The organism is Gardnerella sp. KA00243 (assembly GCF_049244105.1).
Classification (GTDB): domain Bacteria; phylum Actinomycetota; class Actinomycetes; order Actinomycetales; family Bifidobacteriaceae; genus Bifidobacterium; species Bifidobacterium leopoldii.
The window spans coordinates 870,665-893,395 of sequence record NZ_CP058375.1; the positions used below are offsets into that span (position 1 = coordinate 870,665).

Here is a 22,731-nt window from a genome sequence, read left to right on the forward strand (position 1 = left end):
CTACAGCACCTCATATACAGTATCTATGCAACCTGCGCATGCTGGGCATACTTGTTTTCCATTGCAATACTTCAAGTGTTCAGAAGTTGGGTGCGCAATAATCTTATGCGAACGAACTGCCGCAGCAGCATAGCAAACGCGCGAAATCATAGTAAGAGACCATTTTGCGCTTTGATTTAATGATGTAAACGACTGCCAAGCGTTTTCGCTTACATTTTCTGGACAATTCTTCGCAATATCGTCAAGCTGCGGACAATCTAACAATCTTGCCATATTTTTGAATCCAACTCGTAACTCAAGCGGATTATTATTTAAAGTATTTTTTACGCAAAGCGGCGGCTGATACACGTTTTCAGCAACGTTATGATCTTGAGCAGGATAATCATTCTTAGCAACGTGAAATAGAACACTTCGTGAAATAATCGGCGCATTCGAAGCATCAATAAGCGGATTCTCATCAGAAAAAAGTAAAGCAAGCTGATAGCAAACTAGCTGCAAATCGTTAAAAACTCCGCTTGCTGTTAAAGGTTTTCCTGTTTTGTAGTCCAGTAAACGAATATGCTCAGAACCATCTGAATTGATGCGCTTTTCCATGCGATCAATTCGACCGTGAATATGTACTTGCATATCTTCACTTGCGCCATCCGGCCACCCTCCAACTAAAGCACCCATCAATTCGTAGCAGTCATGCGTAGTAACGGTTTGCAAATTTGCATTCTTAAAAGTATTGTTCAATACGCGAGCAATATCATTAAATCCAAAATGCGCGCTTGTTTGCAATTCGCAATACGCTTGTTGCAATCTGCCTATGCTGCTTTCTAAAGATTTTTCGCTTTTTGTAAGAGATTCTAATATGCCGTTTTCTGACTTTTTTGAGTTAAGCGCATATGTTGATTGATCGTAAGAAGTAACAAAATATTGCGCAATTGCATGTAACGCACGTTTAATATTCTTCTCACGCGCAAGAGCCGAATAATGCTCCTTACTATCTCGAATATCTGCAAGTTCAGGCGCAATACTTAAGTAATAGTTTTCCATAAGATTTGCGATTGCGTTACTGCGGCGCACAAGCGGAGAGTAAGGCGAATAGTCGGCTGAATTATTCGTCGCTTCAGCCGCATTATTCGTCGCTTCAGTTTCATCAACTTCAGTTTCCGGCATATCGTAATGCTGATTTTCGCTTGCCCACCTTGCAGTTTCGTGAATTAGCGTGCCAAAATACGTTGCTGCGCTGCCGGGTTGAGGGCCTAAAAGCTGACGATTGACCAATCCACACACAGGGCATGCCCACAAACTATCTACAGCTGAAGGAGACAAGCTTACAACAGAGTTAGTTTTTTTAGCAGAGCTAGCTTTTTCATTATATTTTTCATTATTTTTTTCATTGTCTTTTTCAACAGAAGATTTCTCATCAACATAGTCATCGACATCGCTCATAAAATCCCACTCAGAAGGATCAGCGCAAAATACTCCATTTTCTTTAAGTAATTGCAACGTTTGAGCAGCGTCAATAATCGCATTTCTAGACTTACTATTCTCACTATCGGAGCTATTCGCACTACCTGCATTACCTGCATTACCTACACTATTTCCAAACTCTTCTTTCATAGAAGAAGCACGCAAAATTTGCGAACGAGCAGCACACACTAATCCACGAACATCCATATCTAAACCGGCAAAAGGTGTAGTAAATTCCGTAAAAGGCGTGCGCGAATTTTCATTATTGTAGTATCTTTCAGGCAAATAATAATAAAGAAAGTCGCTTGGCACAGCACTATCGCTATATTGCGCGCTTATATACAAACGCTCTGTTGCGCGCGTAATAGCTAACAAAAAACTGCGCTGCTCCGAGGCAAAAACTGCAGATTTATCATTATTTGAAAGAAGTGACGCATTCACAGTCAATTTAGAAGCAGAAATCTTAGAATGCAAAATAATATTCGCTAAACTTTCTGCGCCAAACATAGTGCTACGAGAAGCAAGATTTGGCCACACACGTTGTTGCAAAGTAGGCATCCACACAAGATTCCAATGTTTTCCAACAGAACCAGCAGGAGTAGTAAGCGTTACAGCATCTGGGACAGGCGCTACTTTAGCAAGAGAATCAGCTTCAATTTCCATGCCACGAACTTGAGCTATAAAATCTGCAATACTTACAATATTTTCTTGTTTAAAAGTATCGTCAAACGTATTCATTGACGAGATATCAGAAGAAACATATGAAGAAACGTAATCAAAAAGACGCATTGCAGCATCCAAGCGATCGTTAGCTCGATAACCTTCCGAATTATGCTGTAAAGACATACGCTGCCAACGCTCAGCAACATGACAAATATTCCAAGCCTCACCAAGAGCGTATTGAGCACTACTCAAATCAGGATTATTGTGCATACGAGAAGCGAGAATTTGCACGTTTTTCCACAGTTTTACAAAAGATGCAACGTGCGGATTCCGAGGTGCCATATTCTGCAATATTTGCAACACTGTAGAATCTTTACGAACATTAGAATCATCATCTATAAAACGTGCAACATCTGCTACACAAAGCAAATAGCATGCATCAAGAGACAATGGCATAAGCTCATTTGAACTGCCATCAATACGACTATTATCAACCAAAATTTGAGATTCAAAGTACGCTTTGCTTTGCGCATTATGAAGCGAATTTTGCAACAAATCCCAGTTATGAACAAGATTTCGCAAAGGCGCATTAGATTCAAAGCTCTTGTTATTTTCACAATTTTTCTCAATTAAAACAGCCGAAAGAGAAGAAAGAGAACGCATAAGCGAATCTACAGAATATAACTTCGCAGGTATTTCAACGTCTAAATCACCGTAAAATCCAGAATCGCTCTTAGTAATCGAGGAAAGTGGACTATCCATAATATTCTGAACTCGCAAACGCACCCACGAAGCCAAATTTTGCAAACTTCTACCATGTTTTACTTGCTCAACAATTCCAGAAAAACCGTGCTGCGCAAATTGAGCAAGTTCAATAAGCGCAAATAAACCTTGCACAAACGGCTCATCTTTTAATGGGCGAGTTACTAACGAGTATCGCACAGGAACTCCAGAAGCGCGAAGCTGCTCGCCAAAAAGACGAACAGTGGAATTGTCGTGCGCAATTAACGCCATATCGCTCCACTTGCGCTTATTATTTACGTGAGATTGCTTCATTTGCCAAATAACAGCATCTAATTCCTCGCGCTGTGAACGATATAACGCTGTAAAAACAGTGTCATCTGAGTTTAGATGAGAATTTTGTGGGGTTTCTATAGGCTCAATCGGTAAGGACCCTACAAATTTTGGCATTTTCCAAGGGCGATTTGGGAGCGCAACATCTGTTTTATATTGCGAAGTAAGCGAAAGAGAAACGCGCGAAGCGAGTAATTCACGCATCGAAGGTGCTTGGGTATAATTTGCAAAAGTTGGATCTGCAGAATAATTTTTAGAAGAATCAGCAGAATCGTCGGAAGAATTTTCGCAAGAATCAGCAAAACCCGTATATTCTAAAGTTTGTTCAGCAGCATTCAACTCATCCAAAGCTGCAGAAATTGCATAATCCGGGTACGCTCCTCTAAACGATTGCACAGATTCATCCGGATTCGCAAGCAAAACTAAACGCGTGCCAATCTTCGACAAAGTCTCAATAAAACTCAAACCAGCCAAAGTAATATCTTGATAATCATCGACTACAAGAAGAGCCGGAATTTCAGAAGAGTTTACTAAACCATGCTCGCCTAATTCGCGCGCAGATTTTGCGCCCTCAACCAACAGTTGCGAAGCGTCAAGTCGGAAAGAAGATTTATAAGTGTCGGCAATTATTTTTCGATATTCAGCTCGCAAAGCAAACGCCAAACGCCATTGAGTTAATCTACGTTTAATAAGCACAGACGTTTGTAAAATATCACTATTATTGGCGTAAGATTGCTCGTCACTAAGAGCGCAAAGAACTGAATTTTCGCTTTCAAAATCGCTAATACCAAGCTCATCTAAACGAGCGAGCATATCGCGCAATTGATGCATAAAAGCGTTGTTAATATCGAAACTATCTGCCAAAAATTCTGGAGACGAAGAAGCTGCTTGAGCAGCCTGAGTTGTTGAAGGCGCGGAAGTGTTAGAAGTGGCGGAAGTATTAGAAACTGCGCAAGTTAATGGAATAACCCATTGAGACGTTTCAAAATAATCCTTAAAAAGCGCGCATATATTGCAATCACCATTATCTCCACACATAACATGCTCAATGTGTGCGCGCAAAACTTTACGAAGCAAAGAATCCTGCTCAGCACCATTTAGCAGCTTAGGCGAAGGCTCATTCTTTAACTTACAGCAAGCAGAAATGATATTAAAAGCTAAAGAAGCCAAAGTGCCAACTGGACGAGACTGCTTACTCACACCAATTTGACGAATAATAATATTGTCAATTTTTGAAGCAAGAACACGATTTTGCACAGCCATCGCAGTAACATTATGCGACCAACGCTTATAGCCGGAAATTGCTGCGCGCACAGCAAACTGCGTTTTACCAGTATTCGGCGCACCATACACAAGCAACGCATTAGTCACATTGCCAGAAGAATTGCGTAACGTACCGTCAAATAATGCTTGTAATGCAGTATCCTCACTCATACGCTTAATTCTAGCAATTAGGCAATAGTGGCGCGCAACAATACTATTCTTTTAATATTGCACGAGCGCGAGCATCCTTAAGCGCAAGAAATACACTGCCGACACCAATAAAAATAAGAGTAAACACAATTAACAAATACGCAACACCAACGCCCAAAGTAGTGGCATTAAAAGTTTGCGGTGCAAAGCCGAACCAGCCGGCAGGAGCGCCATAATTGAGGAAATTATAAGGCGCGCGCATTGCATGAACACCCCAACGAACACCAGCAAACTCGCTAAGCATAGCAGCATAAGCAACATAAGCAAGAGGCGGAACAGTAGAAACATACAAATGTGCGCGAGTAGAGCGGAAACGATAATCAAAAAGCACAAAATCAGCGATTGCAAGAAGCGGCGCAACTGCGTGAACGCAAAGGCTGCTGCATCCGTTATTCATGTAAGCGCCGACAAAACCAAGCTTATTGGTAGGTGCTAAGAAACACAGGTACAAAGTGAATGTGACAGCAATTGAGATGGTCATCATGAATTTGAAAATGTACCAAGCGTTGGATTTTGAGTCGAACCATGCGCAAGATGCTGCGAAATCTTGCTGGGAGGCGGAAACTGGCTGCGCTGCTAAATCTACAGAATTACGAGCACGCATAAACGCAGCTGTATCAAGCAAAAGCGATCCAGCAAGAGCTACGCAAATCATAAGGTTAGAAAGATTCGTAAAATAAGTGAAGGTCATTAAGCCTTCCCACGAAGCAGCCATACCATAAACAGATGCGATGATTGCAATCGCGCGTATTGCTGTGCGTGTCGCGTATTCGCGCGCTGTGAGCGGAGTCTTTTGTTCTAGCATGGAATCGTTTGCCATGTTATCTCGCTTTCGTAACTTCTATAATCTACTTTTTATTTACTATATTTATGTTTACACAGTTGAAAGCAAAAATATGTAGAAGAAGTTGCAAAAATGCGGCGCGATTTTTGTAGATTCCTGCAAGTGCTGCAAAACAAGCAAAATGAGACACTAACGCAAAAGAGCGTAAGTCATGAACAAAAGATATAGTCGAAGGATGGTTCGGAGTGCGCAATTGCAACAAATTGTGAAGTCAAGCGCTGAGATTACATCCGTAAAACCTGATCTAGATAGTGCTAGCGAAGGGAAACATTATGACAACATGCAACACTGAAAAAACAAATACCTGCAACGAAGCAAACGAATACTGCACAAGCTCAACAACGCAAGTCGACACATGCTTCTCTGTACGCGCACGCCGACGTATGTTCCTTAACGACGTGCGTCAATGCATCGAACGTGTGCGCACACAGCAGCCACTCACCCATTGCATCACGAACGTAATCGTGCAAGACATTACAGCCAACGCACTGCTCGCTGCAGGAGCATCGCCAATTATGGTAACCGATCCAGAAGAAGCGCATGCACTTGCGCAAATTGCCACAGGCGTGCTCATAAACGTTGGCACATTCCATCAGCCAGAAACTTCCGAATACATGCGCGCAGCTGTTGAAGGATGCGAAAAAGCTGATACTCCGTGGGTGCTTGACCCGGTTGGAATCGGCGTTCCAGCACTTGCACCTCGCGCGCGCTTTGTACACGAAATTATTAAGCACCACCCTACTGTAATTCGTGCAAACGCTTCCGAAATAATGGCACTTGCAGGCAAAGAAAGCAACGGAAAAGGCGTAGATTCTCACGATAACGTAAACGACGCGCTTCAAGCTGCTCGCGAATTAGCTAAAAAATACGGATCCGTAGTGGCAATTTCCGGAGAAAAAGACGCGATTTACGCTCACGGATGTTTAGCTCGCGTAACAGGTGGCCACAAAGCTATGACTAAGGTAGTTGGAACAGGTTGCGCTTTGGGAGCGTTAGTTGCAGCATACGTTGGCGCAAACCCGGAACGTCCGCTCGCAGCAACTGTTGCAGCGCACGTGCACGCAGCAGCGGCTGGAACTTGGGCAGCTCGCCAAACCACAGCTCCAGGCACTTTCCGCACACTGTGGATGGATGCGCTTTCAACTCTTAGCGTAAATGATATGTTTAGTTTGACAAATATTGAGTTTACGGTGGAGCCTGTTGATTGGACACTGTATTTGGTAACGGATCCGCGCATGGGAAATCGCCCGGAAGAAGAAGTTGCAGTAGAGTCAGTTGAAGGCGGAGTTACAGTTGTGCAATTGCGCGATAAGTATTCCAATGACGCTGAAATTTCGGCCAAGGCGAAGAAGTTGCGTCACGCGCTTATTGATTCCGGACACGGCGATGTGCCTGTGTTTATTGACGATCATGTTGATTGCGCAGCTCATCTTGGTTTCAACTTGCACGTTGGGCAAAAGGATACGCCGTTTGTTGAGGCACGAAAGGCGATGCCAGCAGAGTGGATGGTTGGGCTTTCTTGCGCTCGACCGGATTTGATGGAGAAAGCTTACCGCGAGTGCAAAGAAAACGACGTTCCACTGCCGGATGTGATTGGCATTGGTGCAGCTTTTGAAACGCATACGAAAGCGCACGACGTGCCTCCACTGGGAGTTGAAGGCGTAAACGAAGTTGCGAAAGTTGCGCACTCTATGGGCGTAAAAACGTTGGCAATTGGCGGAATTCACGAGAACACGGTGTTCCCTATTCGCGGTCTTGAGCTTGACGGAGTTTGCACAGTGTCGGCGCTTATGTGCGCTGAGGATGCTGGGAAAGTTGCGCGCGAGCTTAAAAGCGTGATTACTGAGTAAAACTGGCACGCGTGCGCGACGACCTGCTTTCGCGCTTAGAGCGTAGCGCGCGAAAGCAACTCGGAGCGGAAACTCGCTTAAGCGCGAGCGTTGGCTGGTTTTGGGAACAAATGCCGGAAAATTCCCGGCATTTGTTTACGAACAGAGCTTCGATGTTCACACAGTTTGCTGAAGGATGCGCACGGAATGGTTTACCGGTCCATGCCCGCGCTCGCCGCCGCGCCCAACATGCAATTCACTCCCAGCCGCAATCGCCTCACGAAGCCACGCCGTTGACCATTCAAGCGCGCGAAGTACAGTATCGTGATCACTCAAATTCTTTCCCTCGCGCAAAGCAAGCCCAATTTTCGTAGCAAGCGCAGAAGAAAGCGAGCAACCAGTTCCGTGAGTTGTGCTTGTTTCAACTCGTTCGCTTGGTACGTGACTTGCGTAGCCATCCGGGAAAACCGCAGTATTTCCAACGTCTTCGCCAGTTAAGTGCCCACCTTTTACGATTACAACAACGCTGTTTTTTGCAGCCAACTTGCGCGCCTGGTTGCAAGCTTCCTCAAAATTTTCCGCAACACTTGACTCGCACAAAGCCGCCAATTCCGGCACGTTTGGCGTCACTACATCAACGCAGCTTATAAAGTTTCGCATCGCATTTTCAGCACTTGCCTCAAGCAAGCGCTTCCCGGAAGTTGATATCATAACTGGGTCTAGAACGCTTACAGGAACCGGATTATCACGCATCCAGTCTCGCATTGCTTCAATGTATTCTGTGCATCCGAGCATGCCGATTTTTAGTGCATCAACTGTAACGTCGTCGTACACGCATGAAAGTTGTGTGCGGAAAAAGCTTACTGGTGGCGTGAATACTTCGCGCACCTCGCATGTGTTTTGCGCAACAAGATTAGTTGGTATACACATGCCGTAACCGCCTGCCGCCATGATTGATTTAAGATCTGCCTGTATTCCGGCTCCACCTGTCGGATCTGTGCCAGCTACGCTTAGCACGCGTGGAATGATTGGATTTGATTGCTGCGAAAGCGATTGCGTATGTTGCAAGTCGTTCTGCTTACTTGATACTAGCGTCATATTTTTTATTATATTGCGTCGCGCTCGTTTGTGTTCAAGTAGGTCGTTACTAGCGCAGTGATATGTACCCCCTTTTCTGCATCAGTGTCCGAAGGTAGGCAAAATCACACTCATGCAGCGCGACGACCTGCCTGAGCGCTGCGATTTAGCGCGCGAAAGCAACTCGGAGCGCCGAGCTTGCTCAGAGTTGAAAGCACAGTGTGCTTTCAACGCAAGCGAGGTCTGCCTTCGTCTCGATTGACGAAGGCAGGGCAGAGTTGCGTGGTTGCGCTTTAGAAACTAAGTTGTGACTAGCGTGCGCTGACGACCTGCTTGAGCGCTGCAATTTAGCGCGCGAAAGCAACTCGGAGCGCCGAGCTTGCTCAGAGTTGAAAGCACAGTGTGCTTTCAACGCAAGCGAGGTCTACCTTCGTCTCGATTGACGAAGGCAGGGCAGAGTTGCGTGGTTGCGCTTTAGAAACTAAGTTGTGACTGGCGTGCGCTGACGATCTGCCTGAGCGCTGCCATTTAGCGCGAAGGCAACTCGGAGCGGAAACTCGCTTAAGTTGGAAGTCCAGTGGGCTTCCAACGCGAGTTTCGTAAGCGAGCGCGTAATCCACGCGAGCGCCAACTGTGCCAGCAACAAAAAAGAGCTTCAAGCCCGAAAGCTTGAAGCCCCATTTTTATATTAGATTAGCGCAATCACTCAGCTTCGTCGCCATAATCGCTCTGACCACCCTGATCGTCAAGGAAGTCATCTGGATTAAAGTCGTCGCCGAGCTTCATATCACCAAAATCAATGTTGGAGAAGTCAACATCGCCCATATCGCTCTCACCGAAGTTCGAAGGCGTGCTATCTGCACCGCCCAAACCAAAGTTCGGATAAATAGAGTCGCGAACCTGAGGATCCGGCTCCACACTAGCATTGCGGTAACGTGCCAAACCGGTACCAGCTGGGATGAGCTTACCGATAATCACATTCTCCTTCAAGCCCTTAAGGTCATCTTCCTTCTGGCTCAAGGCGGCCTCAGTAAGCACACGCGTAGTCTCCTGGAACGATGCTGCAGAAAGCCAAGAATCCGTAGCCAAAGAAGCCTTGGTAATACCCATAAGCTCTGGTCGACCAGCAGCAGGCTTTCCGCCGTTCTTTACAGCAGCCAAGTTTGCCTCGCGGAACTTTGCTTGATCCACAAGCTCACCTGGAAGAAGATCCGTATCGCCAGAATCAATCACCGTAATACGGCGAAGCATCTGGTGCACAATAACTTCAATGTGCTTATCGTGAATATCAACACCCTGAGAACGGTACACGTTGTGCACTTCTTCCACGATGTTCACCTGAGCCGCACGCGGACCAAGAATACGCAGAATCTTCTTAGGATCCACAGAACCTTCAATCAGCTGCGTACCAACCTCAACATGGTCGCCATCTTTTACAAGCATTGGCGCACGACGAGTCACTGGGTAAACGATTGGATCAATCGTAGTGTCGTCTGGAGTCAAAGTCACCTGACGGCCGTGATCAGTATCCTCGACCTTCACAACGCCTGGGAACTCAGCGATTGGAGCCTCACCCTTAGGAGTACGAGCCTCGAAAAGCTCCGTAACACGAGGAAGACCCTGAGTAATATCAGAAGCCGAAGCGACGCCACCGGAGTGGAAGGAACGAAGCGTAAGCTGCGTACCAGGTTCACCAATGGACTGTGCTGCAACAATACCAACAGCCTCACCAACATCCACGAGTCGGCTTGTAGCCAAGGACCAGCCGTAGCACTTTGCGCAAACGCCGCGCTTGGATTCGCAAGTAAGCACAGAACGCGCCTTAACTTCCTCAACGCCGTGAGCAACCAAATCACGCAAAACGTCCATAGAAAGTGCGTCGCCACACTTTGCCAAAACTGTCGTACCGTCAGCAGGATCAATTACGTCTGCAGCAAGCAAGCGCGAGTATGGACCACCGTCAGCAGCCTTAACAAGCGTCAAATTGCCGTTTTCGTCGCGATCAGCAATCTTCATCATAAGACCGCGCTTAGTGCCGCAATCTTCTTCACGCACGATTACTTCCTGCGAAACATCCACAAGACGACGAGTCAAGTAGCCAGATTCTGCCGTACGAAGTGCGGTATCTGCCAAGCCCTTACGAGCGCCGTGCTGCGAGATGAAGTACTCCAACACGGAAAGACCATCGCGGTAGTTTGACTTAACAGGTCGAGGAATAATCTCGCCCTTAGGGTTTGCCACGAGACCTCGCATACCAGCAATCTGACGAATCTGCATCCAGTTACCACGTGCGCCTGACTGAACCATGATGTTCACGTTGTTGTCATCGTGGAAGTTTTCGCGCATTGCGTCTGCAACCTTGTCGGTGCATTCAGTCCACAAGTTGATCAACTCTTGACGACGCTCTTCGTCTGTAAGAAGACCCATATCGTATTGAGAGTTGATTTTTGCAGCCTGATCCTCGTAATCTTGCGCAATTTGCTCGCGATTTGGAGGAAGCACAATGTCAGAGAATGCCATCGTTACGCCAGACCAAGGAGCGCGAGTAAAGCCGAGATCCTTCAAAGCGTCGAGTGTTGCTGCAACTTGAGCTGTAGAATAGCGGGTTGCAATATCGTCGACGATCTTAGAAAGTACGCCCTTTGGCACCTGCTCGTTTACGAACGGATAGTCGACTGGCAAAGTTCCGTTGAACAAAATGCGTCCGCAAGAAGTTGCAAACAGTACAGTCCCGTCCTTAAAACGCTCTTCGCGCACAACGTCTGGGCTGCCTGGCTCAGGGTCAACAACCTTAAGCTCAGCAGGCTCCCAATTCTTTGGCAATACGAAGTCTGCAGGAACTCGAATCAGCACCTTAGCTTGCATATCAATCTCATGCTTGTCGAGAGCCATTTCAGCTTCAGCAAGCGAGGAGAAGATTCGGCCCTGACCTTTTGCTCCGTCAATTACGGTAGACAAGTAGTAAAGACCCAGAATCATATCCTGAGAAGGCATAGTCACGGTGTGACCGTCTGCTGGCTTCAAGATATTGTCGGAAGCCATCATCAAAGTGCGCGCTTCCGCTTGAGCTTCTGCAGAAAGCGGAAGATGCACTGCCATCTGGTCACCATCGAAGTCTGCGTTGAATGCTGCACAGGCAAGTGGCGGCAGGTGGATTGCTTTACCTTCAACCAAAATCGGCTCGAATGCTTGAATACCCAAGCGGTGAAGTGTAGGTGCGCGGTTAAGAAGCACAGGATGTTCGGAAATAACTTCTTCCAAAACGCCCCAAACTTCGGAGTCGCCACGGTCAACCAAACGCTTTGCGCTCTTCATATTCTGAGCGAAGCCCTGATCCACCAAACGCTTAATAACGAACGGCTTAAAAAGCTCCAATGCCATTGGCTTTGGCAAACCGCACTGATGCATGCGAAGGCTTGGACCAACGACGATTACGGAACGACCAGAGTAATCAACACGCTTACCAAGCAAGTTCTGGCGGAATCGGCCTTGCTTACCTTTAAGCATGTCGGAAAGCGACTTTAATGGTCGGTTGGATGCGCCGGTTACTGGGCGTCCGCGGCGACCGTTGTCGAAGAGTGAGTCGACTGCTTCCTGAAGCATGCGCTTTTCGTTATTAAGCATAATCTCAGGAGCACCAAGCTCAATAAGTCGCTTCAAACGGTTGTTACGGTTGATTACACGACGGTACAAATCGTTCAAATCGGAAGTTGCAAAACGACCACCATCGAGCTGAACCATTGGTCGCAAGTCTGGTGGGATTACTGGAATTACGTCCAAAACCATAGCTTCTGGCTTGTTTCCAGTAGTCAAGAACGCGTTTACAACCTTCAGTCGCTTCAAAGCGCGAGCCTTGCGCTGACCGGTTCCGTTGTCAATTTCTGCGCGAAGCTCTTCGGCAGCAGACTTCAAATCGAAATCTTGCAAACGCTTCTTAATAGCTTCAGCACCCATGCAGCCTTCGAAGTAATCGCCATAGCGATCTTCCATCTCGCGCCACAAGTCAACGTCGCCTTCCATATCGCCGGCACGCAAGCCCTTGAAACGATCGAATACGGCGTTCAAACGCTGAATTTGCTCGTCATAGCGAGTACGAATAGCAGACATTTCGCGTTCTGCACTAGCGCGCAACTTAGATCTTGCAGCACCTTTGCCTTCGCCAGATTCTTCCAGCTCATGCAAGTCTTCTTCAACTTTCTTAGCGCGCGCTTCAATTTCGTTATCACGACGCTTGCGAAGGTTGCCGATTTCTGTATCGAATTCGTCTTGCAAATCTGGAAGATCTTGGTGACGCTGCTCTTCGTCGACTTTCGTAACCATGTAGGCTGCGAAGTAGATTACTTTTTCAAGATCCTTAGGTGCAATGTCGAGCAAGTAGCCCAAACGGCTTGGCACACCCTTGAAGAACCAAATGTGCGTTACCGGAGCTGCAAGCTCAATATGACCCATGCGTTCGCGGCGAACGCGACTGCGGGTAACTTCTACGCCGCATCGTTCGCACACGATTCCCTTAAAGCGCACGCGCTTATACTTGCCGCATGCGCACTCCCAATCGCGAGTTGGACCGAAGATCTGCTCACCGAACAGACCATCCTTCTCTGGCTTTAGGGTACGGTAATTAATGGTTTCTGGCTTCTTTACTTCGCCGTGGCTCCAGCTACGGATATCTTCGGCGGTTGCCAGTCCAATCCTCAGTTTGTCAAATGCGTTGACGTCCAGCACTCTTATCGTCCTGTCTCATGAAATTGTTTTTAACGTTTCTTAATTTCTTAAAGTGTGTTCGTTACCGAATCACTGGTATTCAGGTTCAACAGCAATCTGATCTTCCTTGGCGGACGAATCTGGTCGAGCGCCAATATTGAAGCCAAGATCGTCGGAAGATGAAACTGGGTCGTCCTCTTCATCCTTCATGTCGATTGCGACGCCTTCAGCGTTCAACACCTCAACATTAAGCGAAAGCGACTGCATTTCCTTAAGCAACACCTTGAATGATTCAGGAATGCCAGCTGGTGGCAGGTTATCGCCCTTGACGATAGCACCGTACACGCGCACACGACCGTCGACGTCATCAGACTTCGTAGTCATCATTTCGTGCAATGTGTAAGCAGCACCGTAAGCCTCGAGCGCCCACACTTCCATTTCGCCGAAGCGCTGACCGCCGAACTGAGCCTTACCACCCAACGGCTGCTGGGTAATCATGGAGTAAGGACCAGTGGAACGTGCGTGAATCTTATCATCAACCAAGTGATGCAGCTTCAAAATGTACATGTAGCCCACAGAAATTGGCTTCGGGAATGGCTCACCAGTACGACCGTCGAATAAGGTTGCCTTACCGTCAGAGCCAACAAGCTTGTCACCATCGCGATTTGCGAGTGTTGTAGAAAGCAAGCCCTTCAAAGTTTCTGGTCGCACGCCGTCGAATACTGGCGTTGCAACTGGAGTGCATGGATCGCCATGCTCAGCACCTTGCGGCACGTACTTCTTCCAAGCTGCTTCCAAGTCTGGATCCAAGTTAATATCCCAGCCAGCGTGAGCAATCCAACCCAAGTGAAGCTCGAGCACCTGACCCAAGTTCATTCGAGAAGGCACACCCAACGGGTTAAGCATGATGTCAACTGGAGTACCATCAGCCAAGAATGGCATATCTTCTTCTGGCAAAATGCGGGAAATAACACCCTTGTTGCCGTGACGACCGGAAAGCTTATCGCCTTGCGTAATCTTACGATGCTGAGCAATGTAAACGCGAATCATTTGGTTCACGCCGTTTGGAAGCTCGTCACCGTCGTCTTCAGCGTCTTCACGAGTGATTTCCTTAACTGCAATCACAGTACCAGTCTCGCCGTGTGGCACGCGCAAAGAAGTATCGCGCACTTCGCGGCTCTTTTCGCCGAAGATTGCGCGGAGCAAACGCTCTTCTGGAGTAAGCTCGGTTTCGCCCTTAGGAGTTACCTTACCAACCAAAATATCGCCAGCTTCGACTTCAGCGCCAATACGAATAATGCCGCGCTCGTCGAGATTTGCAATCGCATCTTCGCCAACGTTTGGCAAGTCACGAGTAATCTCTTCGGAACCAAGCTTGGTTTCGCGAGCGTCGATTTCGTATTCTTCAATGTGAATAGAAGAAAGCGTATCGTCTTGCACAAGACGCTGGGAAATAATCACAGCATCCTCGTAGTTGTAACCGTTCCAAGGCATGAACGCAACGAGCAAATTCTTACCCAATGCAAGTTCGCCCTTTTCGGTTGCAGGACCGTCTGCCAAAACTGTACCAGTTTCAACGCGCTCGCCGTCTTTAATAAGCGGCACTTGGTTGTAGCAAGTAGTCTGGTTAGAACGCTGGAACTTTGAAAGCTTGTAGCTGGACTGAGTTCCATCGTCGTTCATAACGCGAATAATATCTGCAGAAACGTAAGTTACTACGCCCGGCTTTTCAGCCAAGATTACGTCGCCAGAATCAACTGCTGCACGCCATTCAGAACCGGTACCAACAAGTGGTCGCTCCGACTTAATAAGCGGCACAGCCTGACGCTGCATGTTCGTACCCATCAATGCGCGGTGGCCTTCATCGTGCTCCAAGAATGGAATCAAGGAAGCGCCGAGAGAAACCATCTGACGTGGGGAAACGTCCATGTAATCTACAGTGCTTACAGGCACATCGACTGCTTCTTCTTCGTCCACGCGAGCAAGTGCTTGAGTGCCAACGAAGTTGCCGTTTTCGTCGAGTTCCTGGTTTGCTTGAGCAATAACGTGCTCGGCTTCGCGGTCTGCAGTCATGTATTCGACTTCATTAGTTACGTGACCATTCACAACCTTGCGGTATGGGGTTTCGATGAAGCCGAATGGATTGATGCGTCCGAAGGTTGCCAAAGAACCGATAAGACCGATGTTTGGACCTTCTGGGGATTCGATTGGGCACATACGTCCGAAGTGGGATGGGTGCACGTCTCGAACTTCCATAGAAGCGCGATCGCGAGAAAGACCACCAGGACCAAGTGCGGAAAGACGACGCTTGTTCGTAACGCCTGCCAAAGGATTGTTTTGATCCATAAACTGGCTGAGCTGGGAAGTTCCGAAGAATTCCTTAATAGTTGCGTTTACTGGACGAATGTTAATCAAGGACTGAGGAGTAATTGCCTCTGCATCCTGAGTTGTCATACGTTCGCGCACAACACGCTCCATGCGGCTTAAGCCGGTACGAAGCTGATTCTGCACAAGCTCGCCAACCTGACGAATACGACGGTTGCCGAAATGATCGATATCGTCAACGTCAACGCGCAACTGTACGTCTTGACCGTCGCGCTTACCTGGGAAGGTTTTTTCGCCAGAATGCAACGTTACCAAGTACTTAATAGTTGCGATAATATCTTCGCGATTCAAGCTGCGATCGCTGTAATCTGCTTCAATACCGAGCTTGCGGTTGATCTTATAGCGACCAACGCGAGCCAAATCGTAACGCTTTGTGTTGAAGTAGAAGGAATCGAGAAGATTGCGACCAGCTTCTGGAGTTGCAGTATCTGCAGGGCGAATCTTACGATACAAATCGGTAAGTGCATCGTCTTGCGTTTCGATAGGCTCTTTTGCGAGCGCATCCAAAACAAGTGGATAGCCTTGGAAAGCATCTGCAATTTCGTCTTTCGTCATGCCAATAGCCATAAGGAATACGATTGCAGACTGCTTACGCTTGCGGTCAACGCGAACGCCTAAAACGTCACGCTTGTCGATCTCAAACTCCAACCATGCACCACGGCTTGGGATAATCTTCGCACCGAAAACATCCTTGTCGGAAGTGCGATCTTGTGTACGATCGAAGTACACGCCTGGGGAGCGCACAAGCTGCGAAACGATTACTCGCTCGGTGCCACCAATAATGAATGTGCCGTGAGGAGTTTGCAATGGGAAATCACCCATGAAAACAGTCTGGCTCTTAATTTCGCCAGTTTCGCCGTTTTCAAACTCAGCATTCACATAAAGTGGAGCAGAATAGGTGTAATCCTTTTCCTTGCACTCGAGCACAGTGTGACGTGGCTCTTCAAAGTATGGATCAGAGAATGTGAGGCTCATCGTCTCAGCAAAGTTCTCAATTGGGGAAATCTCCTGGAAGACTTCGTCGAGACCAGAGACATGAGGCACGGTGTGAGTTCCGTTTGCTTCATCTTCTGCAACGCGCTTCTTCCAGCGTTCAGAGCCGATCAACCAATCAAAGCTGTCGGTTTGCACGCCGAGGAGGTATGGCACATCAATAGGCTCACAAATGGAGCCAAAATTCACACGATCTGACGCTTTATGCAACTTAATATCATGTTCGTCAGCACGTGCGATGACTTTCGTGGTGCTCGTCATAGCTTGTTCAGCAGCCAATGGACGTTCCTTTATCACTCGCTAGTTAACTATTTAATCTTTGAAAAACTAAAGAAAATCGCGGCAAACGAAACTGCCAAATAAGCAAGTTGCGATGCGCGGGCGCCTTCTTCGGTTCCATGAGCATGCCCGCTATATGACACACCTTACACAGTCTGTCTACTCTACCAAAAACTCCGGACTTTTCCCCACTAATAACGAACGCTCGCAATAGTAATGTGCAAGTTGCGAGTAAACTAAATACGTTACGATTACGAAGTTACGTAAAGATACTTAAAAAGCTAAGGAATAGCATGAATAACAGCGAGAATACGCAAGAAGCAGCAGCCAAAACCAAAAAGCAAACCGAAGCACAAACCGAAGCACACAAAGCAGCAGCAAGCCGCGTAGAGCAAATGTACGAGTACGGCTACCGCAAGTCAAACTATGGCCCAGACGAGCTTGTAACCGACGCTCACGGAAATCCGATTAGCGTTATGGACGCAATGCTCAGCGCCGACGATGCCGCGCGCGCAGAAACGCACACTCCTCACCTCTGCTTCTACTCCCCTCGTATTCCAGGAAATACAGGTTCCGCAATTCGACTTTGCGCTGTAACTGGCACTATTTTGCATTTGGTTGAGCCGCTTGGTTTTAATTTGCACGATACTAAATTACGTCGCGCAGGCTTGGATTATCACGATATGGCTCACGTTGTTTTGCACCCAAATTTTGAGAATTTAGTTGAGTCAATGCCAAATTCGCGAATTATTGCGTTTACTGCGAATGCTACGAAACTTTACACTGAAATTGAATATAAGCCGAACGATATTCTGCTTTTTGGACCAGAACCAGGAGATATTCCTGATCCAATGGATGTTATGGCTGGTCCACACGTTGCAGAGCAGGTGCGTCTTCCTATGCGCCCGTCACTTCGTAGTTTGAATCTTACAAATTGCGCTTCTATTGCAGTGTATGAAGCGTGGAGGCAACTCGGTTTTACAGGCGGAAAGTAATCACAAAAGCATACGACGTTTACATAATTAAGCATGCAGCAAGATTCACAATCTCTTCCCGAAGAACATCTCACCGAAGAAACTTCTCAGCCATTGCGCGAATTGGCAACACTTACGCGCGATAATGTTGCATTTTTTTGGCATAGTTGTGCACGCGATTTGCCTTGGAGGTTTGGGCACACTACCCCTTGGGGTGTGCTTGTGTGTGAAGTAATGAGCCAGCAAACGCAAATGAGCCGCGTTGTACCCTATTGGCTCACTTGGATGCAAACTTGGCCAGATGCACAATCACTAGCTCACGCTACGAGTGCTGAAATTATTACAGCTTGGGGTCGCCTCGGCTACCCTCGACGCGCGTTACGTTTACAATCTTGTGCTCAAGTTGTAGCAACAACATATCGCAATAAGCTGCCATGCACCTATGAAGAACTTATTGCCTTGCCAGGTGTAGGCGATTACACAGCAAGTGCAATACTCAGCTTTGCTTATGGCAAGCACATTGCGGTGATTGATACAAATATTCGCCGCGTACTTATGCGCGCTTTTACTGGAACTGAATCGCATGGTGGCAGCACAACGCAATCTGACCGCGAGCTTGCTGCAGCAGTATTGCCGGAAGATAATCATGTTACTACTGCCACTGCTAACGCTACTAACACCACCAACACTACTTGCACTTCATCCATTTGGAATCAGGCAATTATGGAAATTGGTGCTACCATTTGCACAGCACGATCTCCGCAATGCACTACATGCCCTTTGCAAACATGGTGCCGTTTCAAAGCTGCTGGATTTCCAGGTCTTGGCCACCATACCCGCCCACAGCAACATTTTGCCGGCACTAATCGGCAAGTGCGCGGCATTATTTTGCAGGCATTGCGTGAAGCACATAAAAAACAGCAGGTATTGCAACGTTGCGAGATCAACAATTTATGGTCGAATCAAACGCAACTTGACAAATGCATTGCTTCGCTCGATCATGACAGTCTTATCACTATATTGCCGGATGGCACTTTAGCACTACCTTAAGTAACTAACTAATTACGCTGCTTTTGTAACTCTTTAATTAACAACTTAATTACTTTGTATGTTAGTCTACCTTGTGTAGTGAGTACAGTTCATCTCATCGACTTATGTATTACAATGGTAAATATGTCAATGCCAACTACGTCACCACGTAAACCGCATCGCAATGCGAGTGCAACATCATTTCGCAACCCGATGCGCAAACCCGTGCGTAAGCCCGTACGCAACATGAGTGCAGCAAAACGAAAAATGTATCGTCGCCGCAGAATTGTTGTTGGTATTGCTTTGTTGCTTTTGATTATGCTGGTCATATTTTGCGTTATTAGCTTGAGTAAGGGTATTGCTGCTATTGGTAAAGCGATTGCTGGCCATGAAGTTACTATTGTTCGTCAACCAGTGCCAGACCCTCGTCCTGTTGGCTTAACACCTCATTGCACTGCTAAAGATATTCGTCTTGAGCTTTCTACTAAGTCACAAACTGTTCCCATGGGCGGTAGCGTTGAATTGACAGAACGATTTGTGTACGAAGGAAACTCTTCTTGCCTTATTGACGCATCGGATATGAATGCTGTTTTAACGATTAATAGTAGTGAAGAAGTTACGCAAGGTAAGCAAACAACTAAAGATAATAAAAAGAAAAATAATCAAGACAGCAAAAATAGCAAAGACAGCAAAGACTTTAAAGACTCCAGTAAGAGCGTTGACTACTTATCCCATGCAGTATGGCGTTCAGACGTATGCGATATGCCTTTGAAACCTCTTCTTATGGCAAAAGGCGACCATTTTGAGAAGAAAATTACTTGGAACACTAATTCCACTTCCGGCAAAGGCTGCACCGCTGATGAGGATTTGCCAAAAGTGAATCGCGGAACTTACGTTTTACGCATTGAGCACAAACGAGTACAAGGTTTGCATAGCGAACCTGTGCTAATTAACGTGCAATAATCGCTAGCATACCGTACAAAATGCGCTCGTACTAAAAGCTAGTAACAACTTGCGCATCAAAATTAAAGCCAGACGCGACGCTTGTGCCCGCAAAGCACGAAAGCAAGTCGAAACGTAGCTAATTCTTGAAGCTGTGTACTGGAGCAGGAATACGTCCGCCGCGAGTTACGAAAGCTTCGCAGCTTGTTTGGTTTACTGGCATAATCGGCGCATATCCCATTAATCCGCCGAAGTTCGCCATTTCGCCTACACCTTTTCCAATTACTGGAATAATTCGCACAGCGGTAGTTTTTTGATTAATCATGCCGATTGCAGATTCATCCGCAATCATGCCAGAAATCGTTGCAGCGGAAGTATTTCCAGGAATCGCAATCATGTCAAGACCGACTGAGCAAACGCATGTCATTGCTTCAAGCTTTTCAATAGTCAAGCAGCCAGACTTCGCAGCAGCAATCATATTTGCATCTTCCGAAACGGGTATAAACGCTCCAGAAAGACCGCCAACATAGCTACTTGCCATAATGCCGCCCTTCTTAACTTGATCGTTCAGCATAGCGAGCGCAGCAGTTGTGCCAGGAGCACCAACCTGGTCCAAACCGATTTTCTCAAGCACTTCGCCAACAGAATCGCCAACTGCAGGAGTTGGAGCAAGCGACAAGTCTATAATTCCAAACGGCACACCAAGCCTACGAGAAGCCTCTTGCGCAACCAACTGACCTACACGAGTAATCTTAAACGCAGTGCGCTTAATAGTTTCGCATAGAAAAGCAAAGTCTTTTCCTCTAGCAGCATCGAGTGCACTCGAAACAACGCCAGGACCAGACACGCCAACATTGATCACAGCATCGCCTTCAGTTACACCATGGAAGCCGCCTGCCATGAACGGATTGTCGTCCGGAGCATTGCAAAAAGCCACGAATTTAACACAACCGTAAGAATCGTTTCCAGCTGTAGCTTCAGCGATCTTTTTAATCGTGCGTCCGAGCAGCTCTACGCAATCCATGTCTATACCAGTTCGCGTCGAGCCGACGTTCACAGACGAGCACACAATTTCCGTCTCACTTAAGGCTTGTGGAAGCGACTCAATAAGCATGCGGTCTGCTGCAGTCATCGACTTTGCAGGAAGCGCCGAATACCCACCAATTAAATCAACTCCAACAGTGTGTGCTGCTCTGTCTAATGCGTGCGCAATTTGCACAAAATCTTCAGGCTTTTTACAAGATGACGCTCCAACAAGCGAAATTGGAGTTACGGTAATTCGCTTGTTTACAATTGGAATTCCGTAGTCGCGCGAAATATCGTTGCCGGTTTTTACTAAATCTTTCGCAAGACGTGTGATTTTTGCTTCAACTTTACAACAAACGTCCTGCAAGTTTTCGCAAGCGCAATCTAGCAGGTTGATTCCCATGGTGATTGTGCGAACGTCGAGCTGTTCTTGCTCAATCATCGAATTAGTTTCGCTTACTTCCATCAGGTTGAGCATTGTGTACTTCCTTACATTTACTTAGATTGCTGCGGATTTTAGATTCTGTGCATTGCAGTGAAAATATTGCTACGCTGGCAGCGAATACGCACGCCAATTTCGTCTCCTAGCGTTTCTAATCCTGCAGCAAAGTCGCCAAATTCGCAATCAACAGTAGACACGTCAACAATCATCATCATGTTGAAGAATCCGTCGACAATTGTTTGAGAAATATTCAAAATATTTACATTATGCTCGGCAGCATGCGAAGTAACTTTTGCAATAATACCAACGGTATCGCAGCCGACAACGGTAATAATCGCTCTGGAAGCATCAGATTGCAACGCTTCTTGCGATTCATTATTTTCTGCAACTGCTGTTGTGTTATTGGCGACCATATTTGCCTCCTGCCGTTTTGAACCCGTACGTTAATGCATAAAGCTTATGCAGTTACACGAATTATGCGGTTATTTGTTTTATATATTGTACGTTTTATGCGCTTTATGCGTAAATATTATGCTGTTTCATATCTTCCGGAAGTGCGTTGCGAAGCGACACAAGCGATCCAGAGCGGAACACGGAACGAATACCAGCAGCAAGAAGCGGCGCAATCGAAAGAACCGTCATATTATCAAGACGCTTCTCTTCAGGCACAGGAACTGTATCCGTCACAATGATCTCGCGAACTCCAGCAGCTTTCAAACGCTCAACAGCAGGTCCAGAAAGCAAAGCATGCGTTGCAACCAAAGTAACAGATTTTGCTCCAGCCTCACGCAAAGTGCGTACAGCTTCGCAAATAGTGCCAGCAGTATCAATCATGTCGTCAACAACAATGCAATCGCGTCCTTTAATCTCACCGATAATGCCATGAGCTTCAGCATGATTTGGACGAGTAATATCGCGCGTTTTATGAATAAAAGCAAGAGGTAAATCTCCGAGTTTTGCAGCCCATTGCTCAGAGACTTTAATTCGCCCCGCATCAGGAGAAACAATAGTTGCGTTGTCGAGCTTCATAGAATTACGCACATAATCAATAAGCACAGGCATCGCAGTCAAATGGTCAACAGGACCATCAAAGAAACCTTGCTCCTGAGTTGCGTGCATGTCGACAGTCAAAATGCGCGTGGCGCCAGCAGCGCGGAATAAGTCAAACATGAGGCGAGCAGTAATAGGCTCACGTCCCTGATGCTTTTTATCCTGACGCGAATATCCAAAGAACGGTGCAACCACGTTAATACTGCGAGCAGATGCGCGTCGCAAAGAATCGACCATAAGCAGCTGTTCCATAATCCAATTGTTAATAGGATTCGTATGTGCCTGAAGCACAAACACATCTGAGCCACGAACAGGCTGAGTAAAGCGCACATACATTTCGCCATTCGCAAAATCGTAGGCAGTAGTCTCAAGCACATCAATACCAAGATACTGTGCAGTCTCATTAGCAAGCTCTGGGTATGCACGACCCGTAACTAACATCATCTGCTTTTTTGGATTGCCTTCAAGAATTATTGACATAATTGCCTTCCC

Annotated in this window: 12 protein-coding genes and 1 riboswitch; of the genes, 4 read left to right on the top strand and 8 right to left on the bottom strand. The window is 46.8% G+C overall.

From position 1 onward, the window contains the following. A complete protein-coding gene (locus tag HXT50_RS03350; RefSeq protein WP_421777021.1) occupies nt 1-4,629 on the bottom strand; it encodes a PD-(D/E)XK nuclease family protein in 4,629 nt (1,542 codons plus the stop codon). Nucleotides 4,630-4,672: 43 nt separating this feature from the next. Further along, entirely contained in the window at nt 4,673-5,488 is an 816-nt protein-coding gene (locus HXT50_RS03355) for a hypothetical protein (RefSeq protein WP_064621718.1), read from the bottom strand. 195 nt (nt 5,489-5,683) lie between these two features. Then, nucleotides 5,684-5,795, top strand: a riboswitch (TPP riboswitch). Here HXT50_RS03355 and thiM point away from each other — a divergent pair. Beyond that, the gene (thiM, locus tag HXT50_RS03360) at nt 5,785-7,362 is read left to right on the top strand and encodes a hydroxyethylthiazole kinase (protein ID WP_004107252.1); all 1,578 of its coding nucleotides are present in this window, start codon (nt 5,785-5,787) and stop codon (nt 7,360-7,362) included. It overlaps the preceding riboswitch by 11 nt. Nucleotides 7,363-7,518: 156 nt before the next feature. Here the strand turns inward: thiM and thiD are convergent, their stop codons facing one another. The 3 genes from thiD to rpoB all read right to left on the bottom strand — a co-directional run bounded on the left by thiD (nt 7,519) and on the right by rpoB (nt 16,758). Further along, nucleotides 7,519-8,439, bottom strand: coding sequence for a bifunctional hydroxymethylpyrimidine kinase/phosphomethylpyrimidine kinase (thiD, locus tag HXT50_RS03365; RefSeq protein WP_064340227.1), 921 nt, complete (start codon nt 8,437-8,439; stop codon nt 7,519-7,521). 681 nt (nt 8,440-9,120) lie between these two features. Then, entirely contained in the window at nt 9,121-13,140 is a 4,020-nt protein-coding gene (locus tag HXT50_RS03370) for a DNA-directed RNA polymerase subunit beta' (protein ID WP_004118670.1), read from the bottom strand. Between the two features lie 69 nt (nt 13,141-13,209). Beyond that, the gene (gene rpoB, locus HXT50_RS03375) at nt 13,210-16,758 is read right to left on the bottom strand and encodes a DNA-directed RNA polymerase subunit beta (RefSeq protein ID WP_032835542.1); all 3,549 of its coding nucleotides are present in this window, start codon (nt 16,756-16,758) and stop codon (nt 13,210-13,212) included. Between the two features lie 311 nt (nt 16,759-17,069). On the opposite strand from rpoB, the gene HXT50_RS03380 reads away from it, so the two are divergent. The 3 genes from HXT50_RS03380 (at nt 17,070) to HXT50_RS03390 (ending at nt 19,742) form a co-directional block, all read left to right on the top strand. Then, nucleotides 17,070-17,771: a tRNA (cytidine(34)-2'-O)-methyltransferase gene (locus HXT50_RS03380; protein WP_004109264.1), complete on the top strand. Its 702-nt coding sequence runs from the start codon at nt 17,070-17,072 to the stop codon at nt 17,769-17,771. A gap of 33 nt (nt 17,772-17,804) precedes the next feature. Continuing rightward, nucleotides 17,805-18,800, top strand: a complete 996-nt coding sequence (locus HXT50_RS03385; protein ID WP_174143288.1) for an A/G-specific adenine glycosylase — start codon at nt 17,805-17,807, stop codon at nt 18,798-18,800. 129 nt (nt 18,801-18,929) lie between these two features. After that, complete coding sequence (locus HXT50_RS03390) at nt 18,930-19,742, top strand: hypothetical protein (RefSeq protein ID WP_064340229.1); 813 nt, start codon at nt 18,930-18,932, stop codon at nt 19,740-19,742. Between the two features lie 118 nt (nt 19,743-19,860). On the opposite strand, the gene HXT50_RS03395 is transcribed toward HXT50_RS03390, so the two are convergent. From HXT50_RS03395 to HXT50_RS03405, 3 genes are all read right to left on the bottom strand, one after another. Next, the gene (locus HXT50_RS03395; RefSeq protein WP_032842559.1) at nt 19,861-21,225 is read right to left on the bottom strand and encodes a PFL family protein; all 1,365 of its coding nucleotides are present in this window, start codon (nt 21,223-21,225) and stop codon (nt 19,861-19,863) included. 38 nt (nt 21,226-21,263) lie between these two features. After that, a complete protein-coding gene (locus HXT50_RS03400; RefSeq protein ID WP_004107532.1) occupies nt 21,264-21,602 on the bottom strand; it encodes an ACT domain-containing protein in 339 nt (112 codons plus the stop codon). Nucleotides 21,603-21,705: 103 nt separating this feature from the next. Then, complete coding sequence (locus HXT50_RS03405) at nt 21,706-22,719, bottom strand: ribose-phosphate diphosphokinase (RefSeq protein WP_004107531.1); 1,014 nt, start codon at nt 22,717-22,719, stop codon at nt 21,706-21,708. Nucleotides 22,720-22,731 lie beyond the last annotated feature (12 nt).

Excerpts from the sequence above, each read along its gene's own strand:
- HXT50_RS03350 (WP_421777021.1), bottom strand. The coding sequence starts at position 4,629 with ATGAGTGAGGATACTGCATTACAAGCATTATTTGACGGTACGTTACGC.
- HXT50_RS03355 (WP_064621718.1), bottom strand. The coding sequence starts at position 5,488 with ATGGCAAACGATTCCATGCTAGAACAAAAGACTCCGCTCACAGCGCGC.
- thiM (WP_004107252.1), top strand. The coding sequence starts at position 5,785 with ATGACAACATGCAACACTGAAAAAACAAATACCTGCAACGAAGCAAAC.
- thiD (WP_064340227.1), bottom strand. The coding sequence starts at position 8,439 with ATGACGCTAGTATCAAGTAAGCAGAACGACTTGCAACATACGCAATCG.
- rpoB (WP_032835542.1), bottom strand. The coding sequence starts at position 16,758 with ATGACGAGCACCACGAAAGTCATCGCACGTGCTGACGAACATGATATT.
- HXT50_RS03380 (WP_004109264.1), top strand. The coding sequence starts at position 17,070 with ATGAATAACAGCGAGAATACGCAAGAAGCAGCAGCCAAAACCAAAAAG.
- HXT50_RS03385 (WP_174143288.1), top strand. The coding sequence starts at position 17,805 with ATGCAGCAAGATTCACAATCTCTTCCCGAAGAACATCTCACCGAAGAA.
- HXT50_RS03390 (WP_064340229.1), top strand. The coding sequence starts at position 18,930 with ATGCCAACTACGTCACCACGTAAACCGCATCGCAATGCGAGTGCAACA.
- HXT50_RS03395 (WP_032842559.1), bottom strand. The coding sequence starts at position 21,225 with ATGCTCAACCTGATGGAAGTAAGCGAAACTAATTCGATGATTGAGCAA.
- HXT50_RS03400 (WP_004107532.1), bottom strand. The coding sequence starts at position 21,602 with ATGGTCGCCAATAACACAACAGCAGTTGCAGAAAATAATGAATCGCAA.
- HXT50_RS03405 (WP_004107531.1), bottom strand. The coding sequence starts at position 22,719 with ATGTCAATAATTCTTGAAGGCAATCCAAAAAAGCAGATGATGTTAGTT.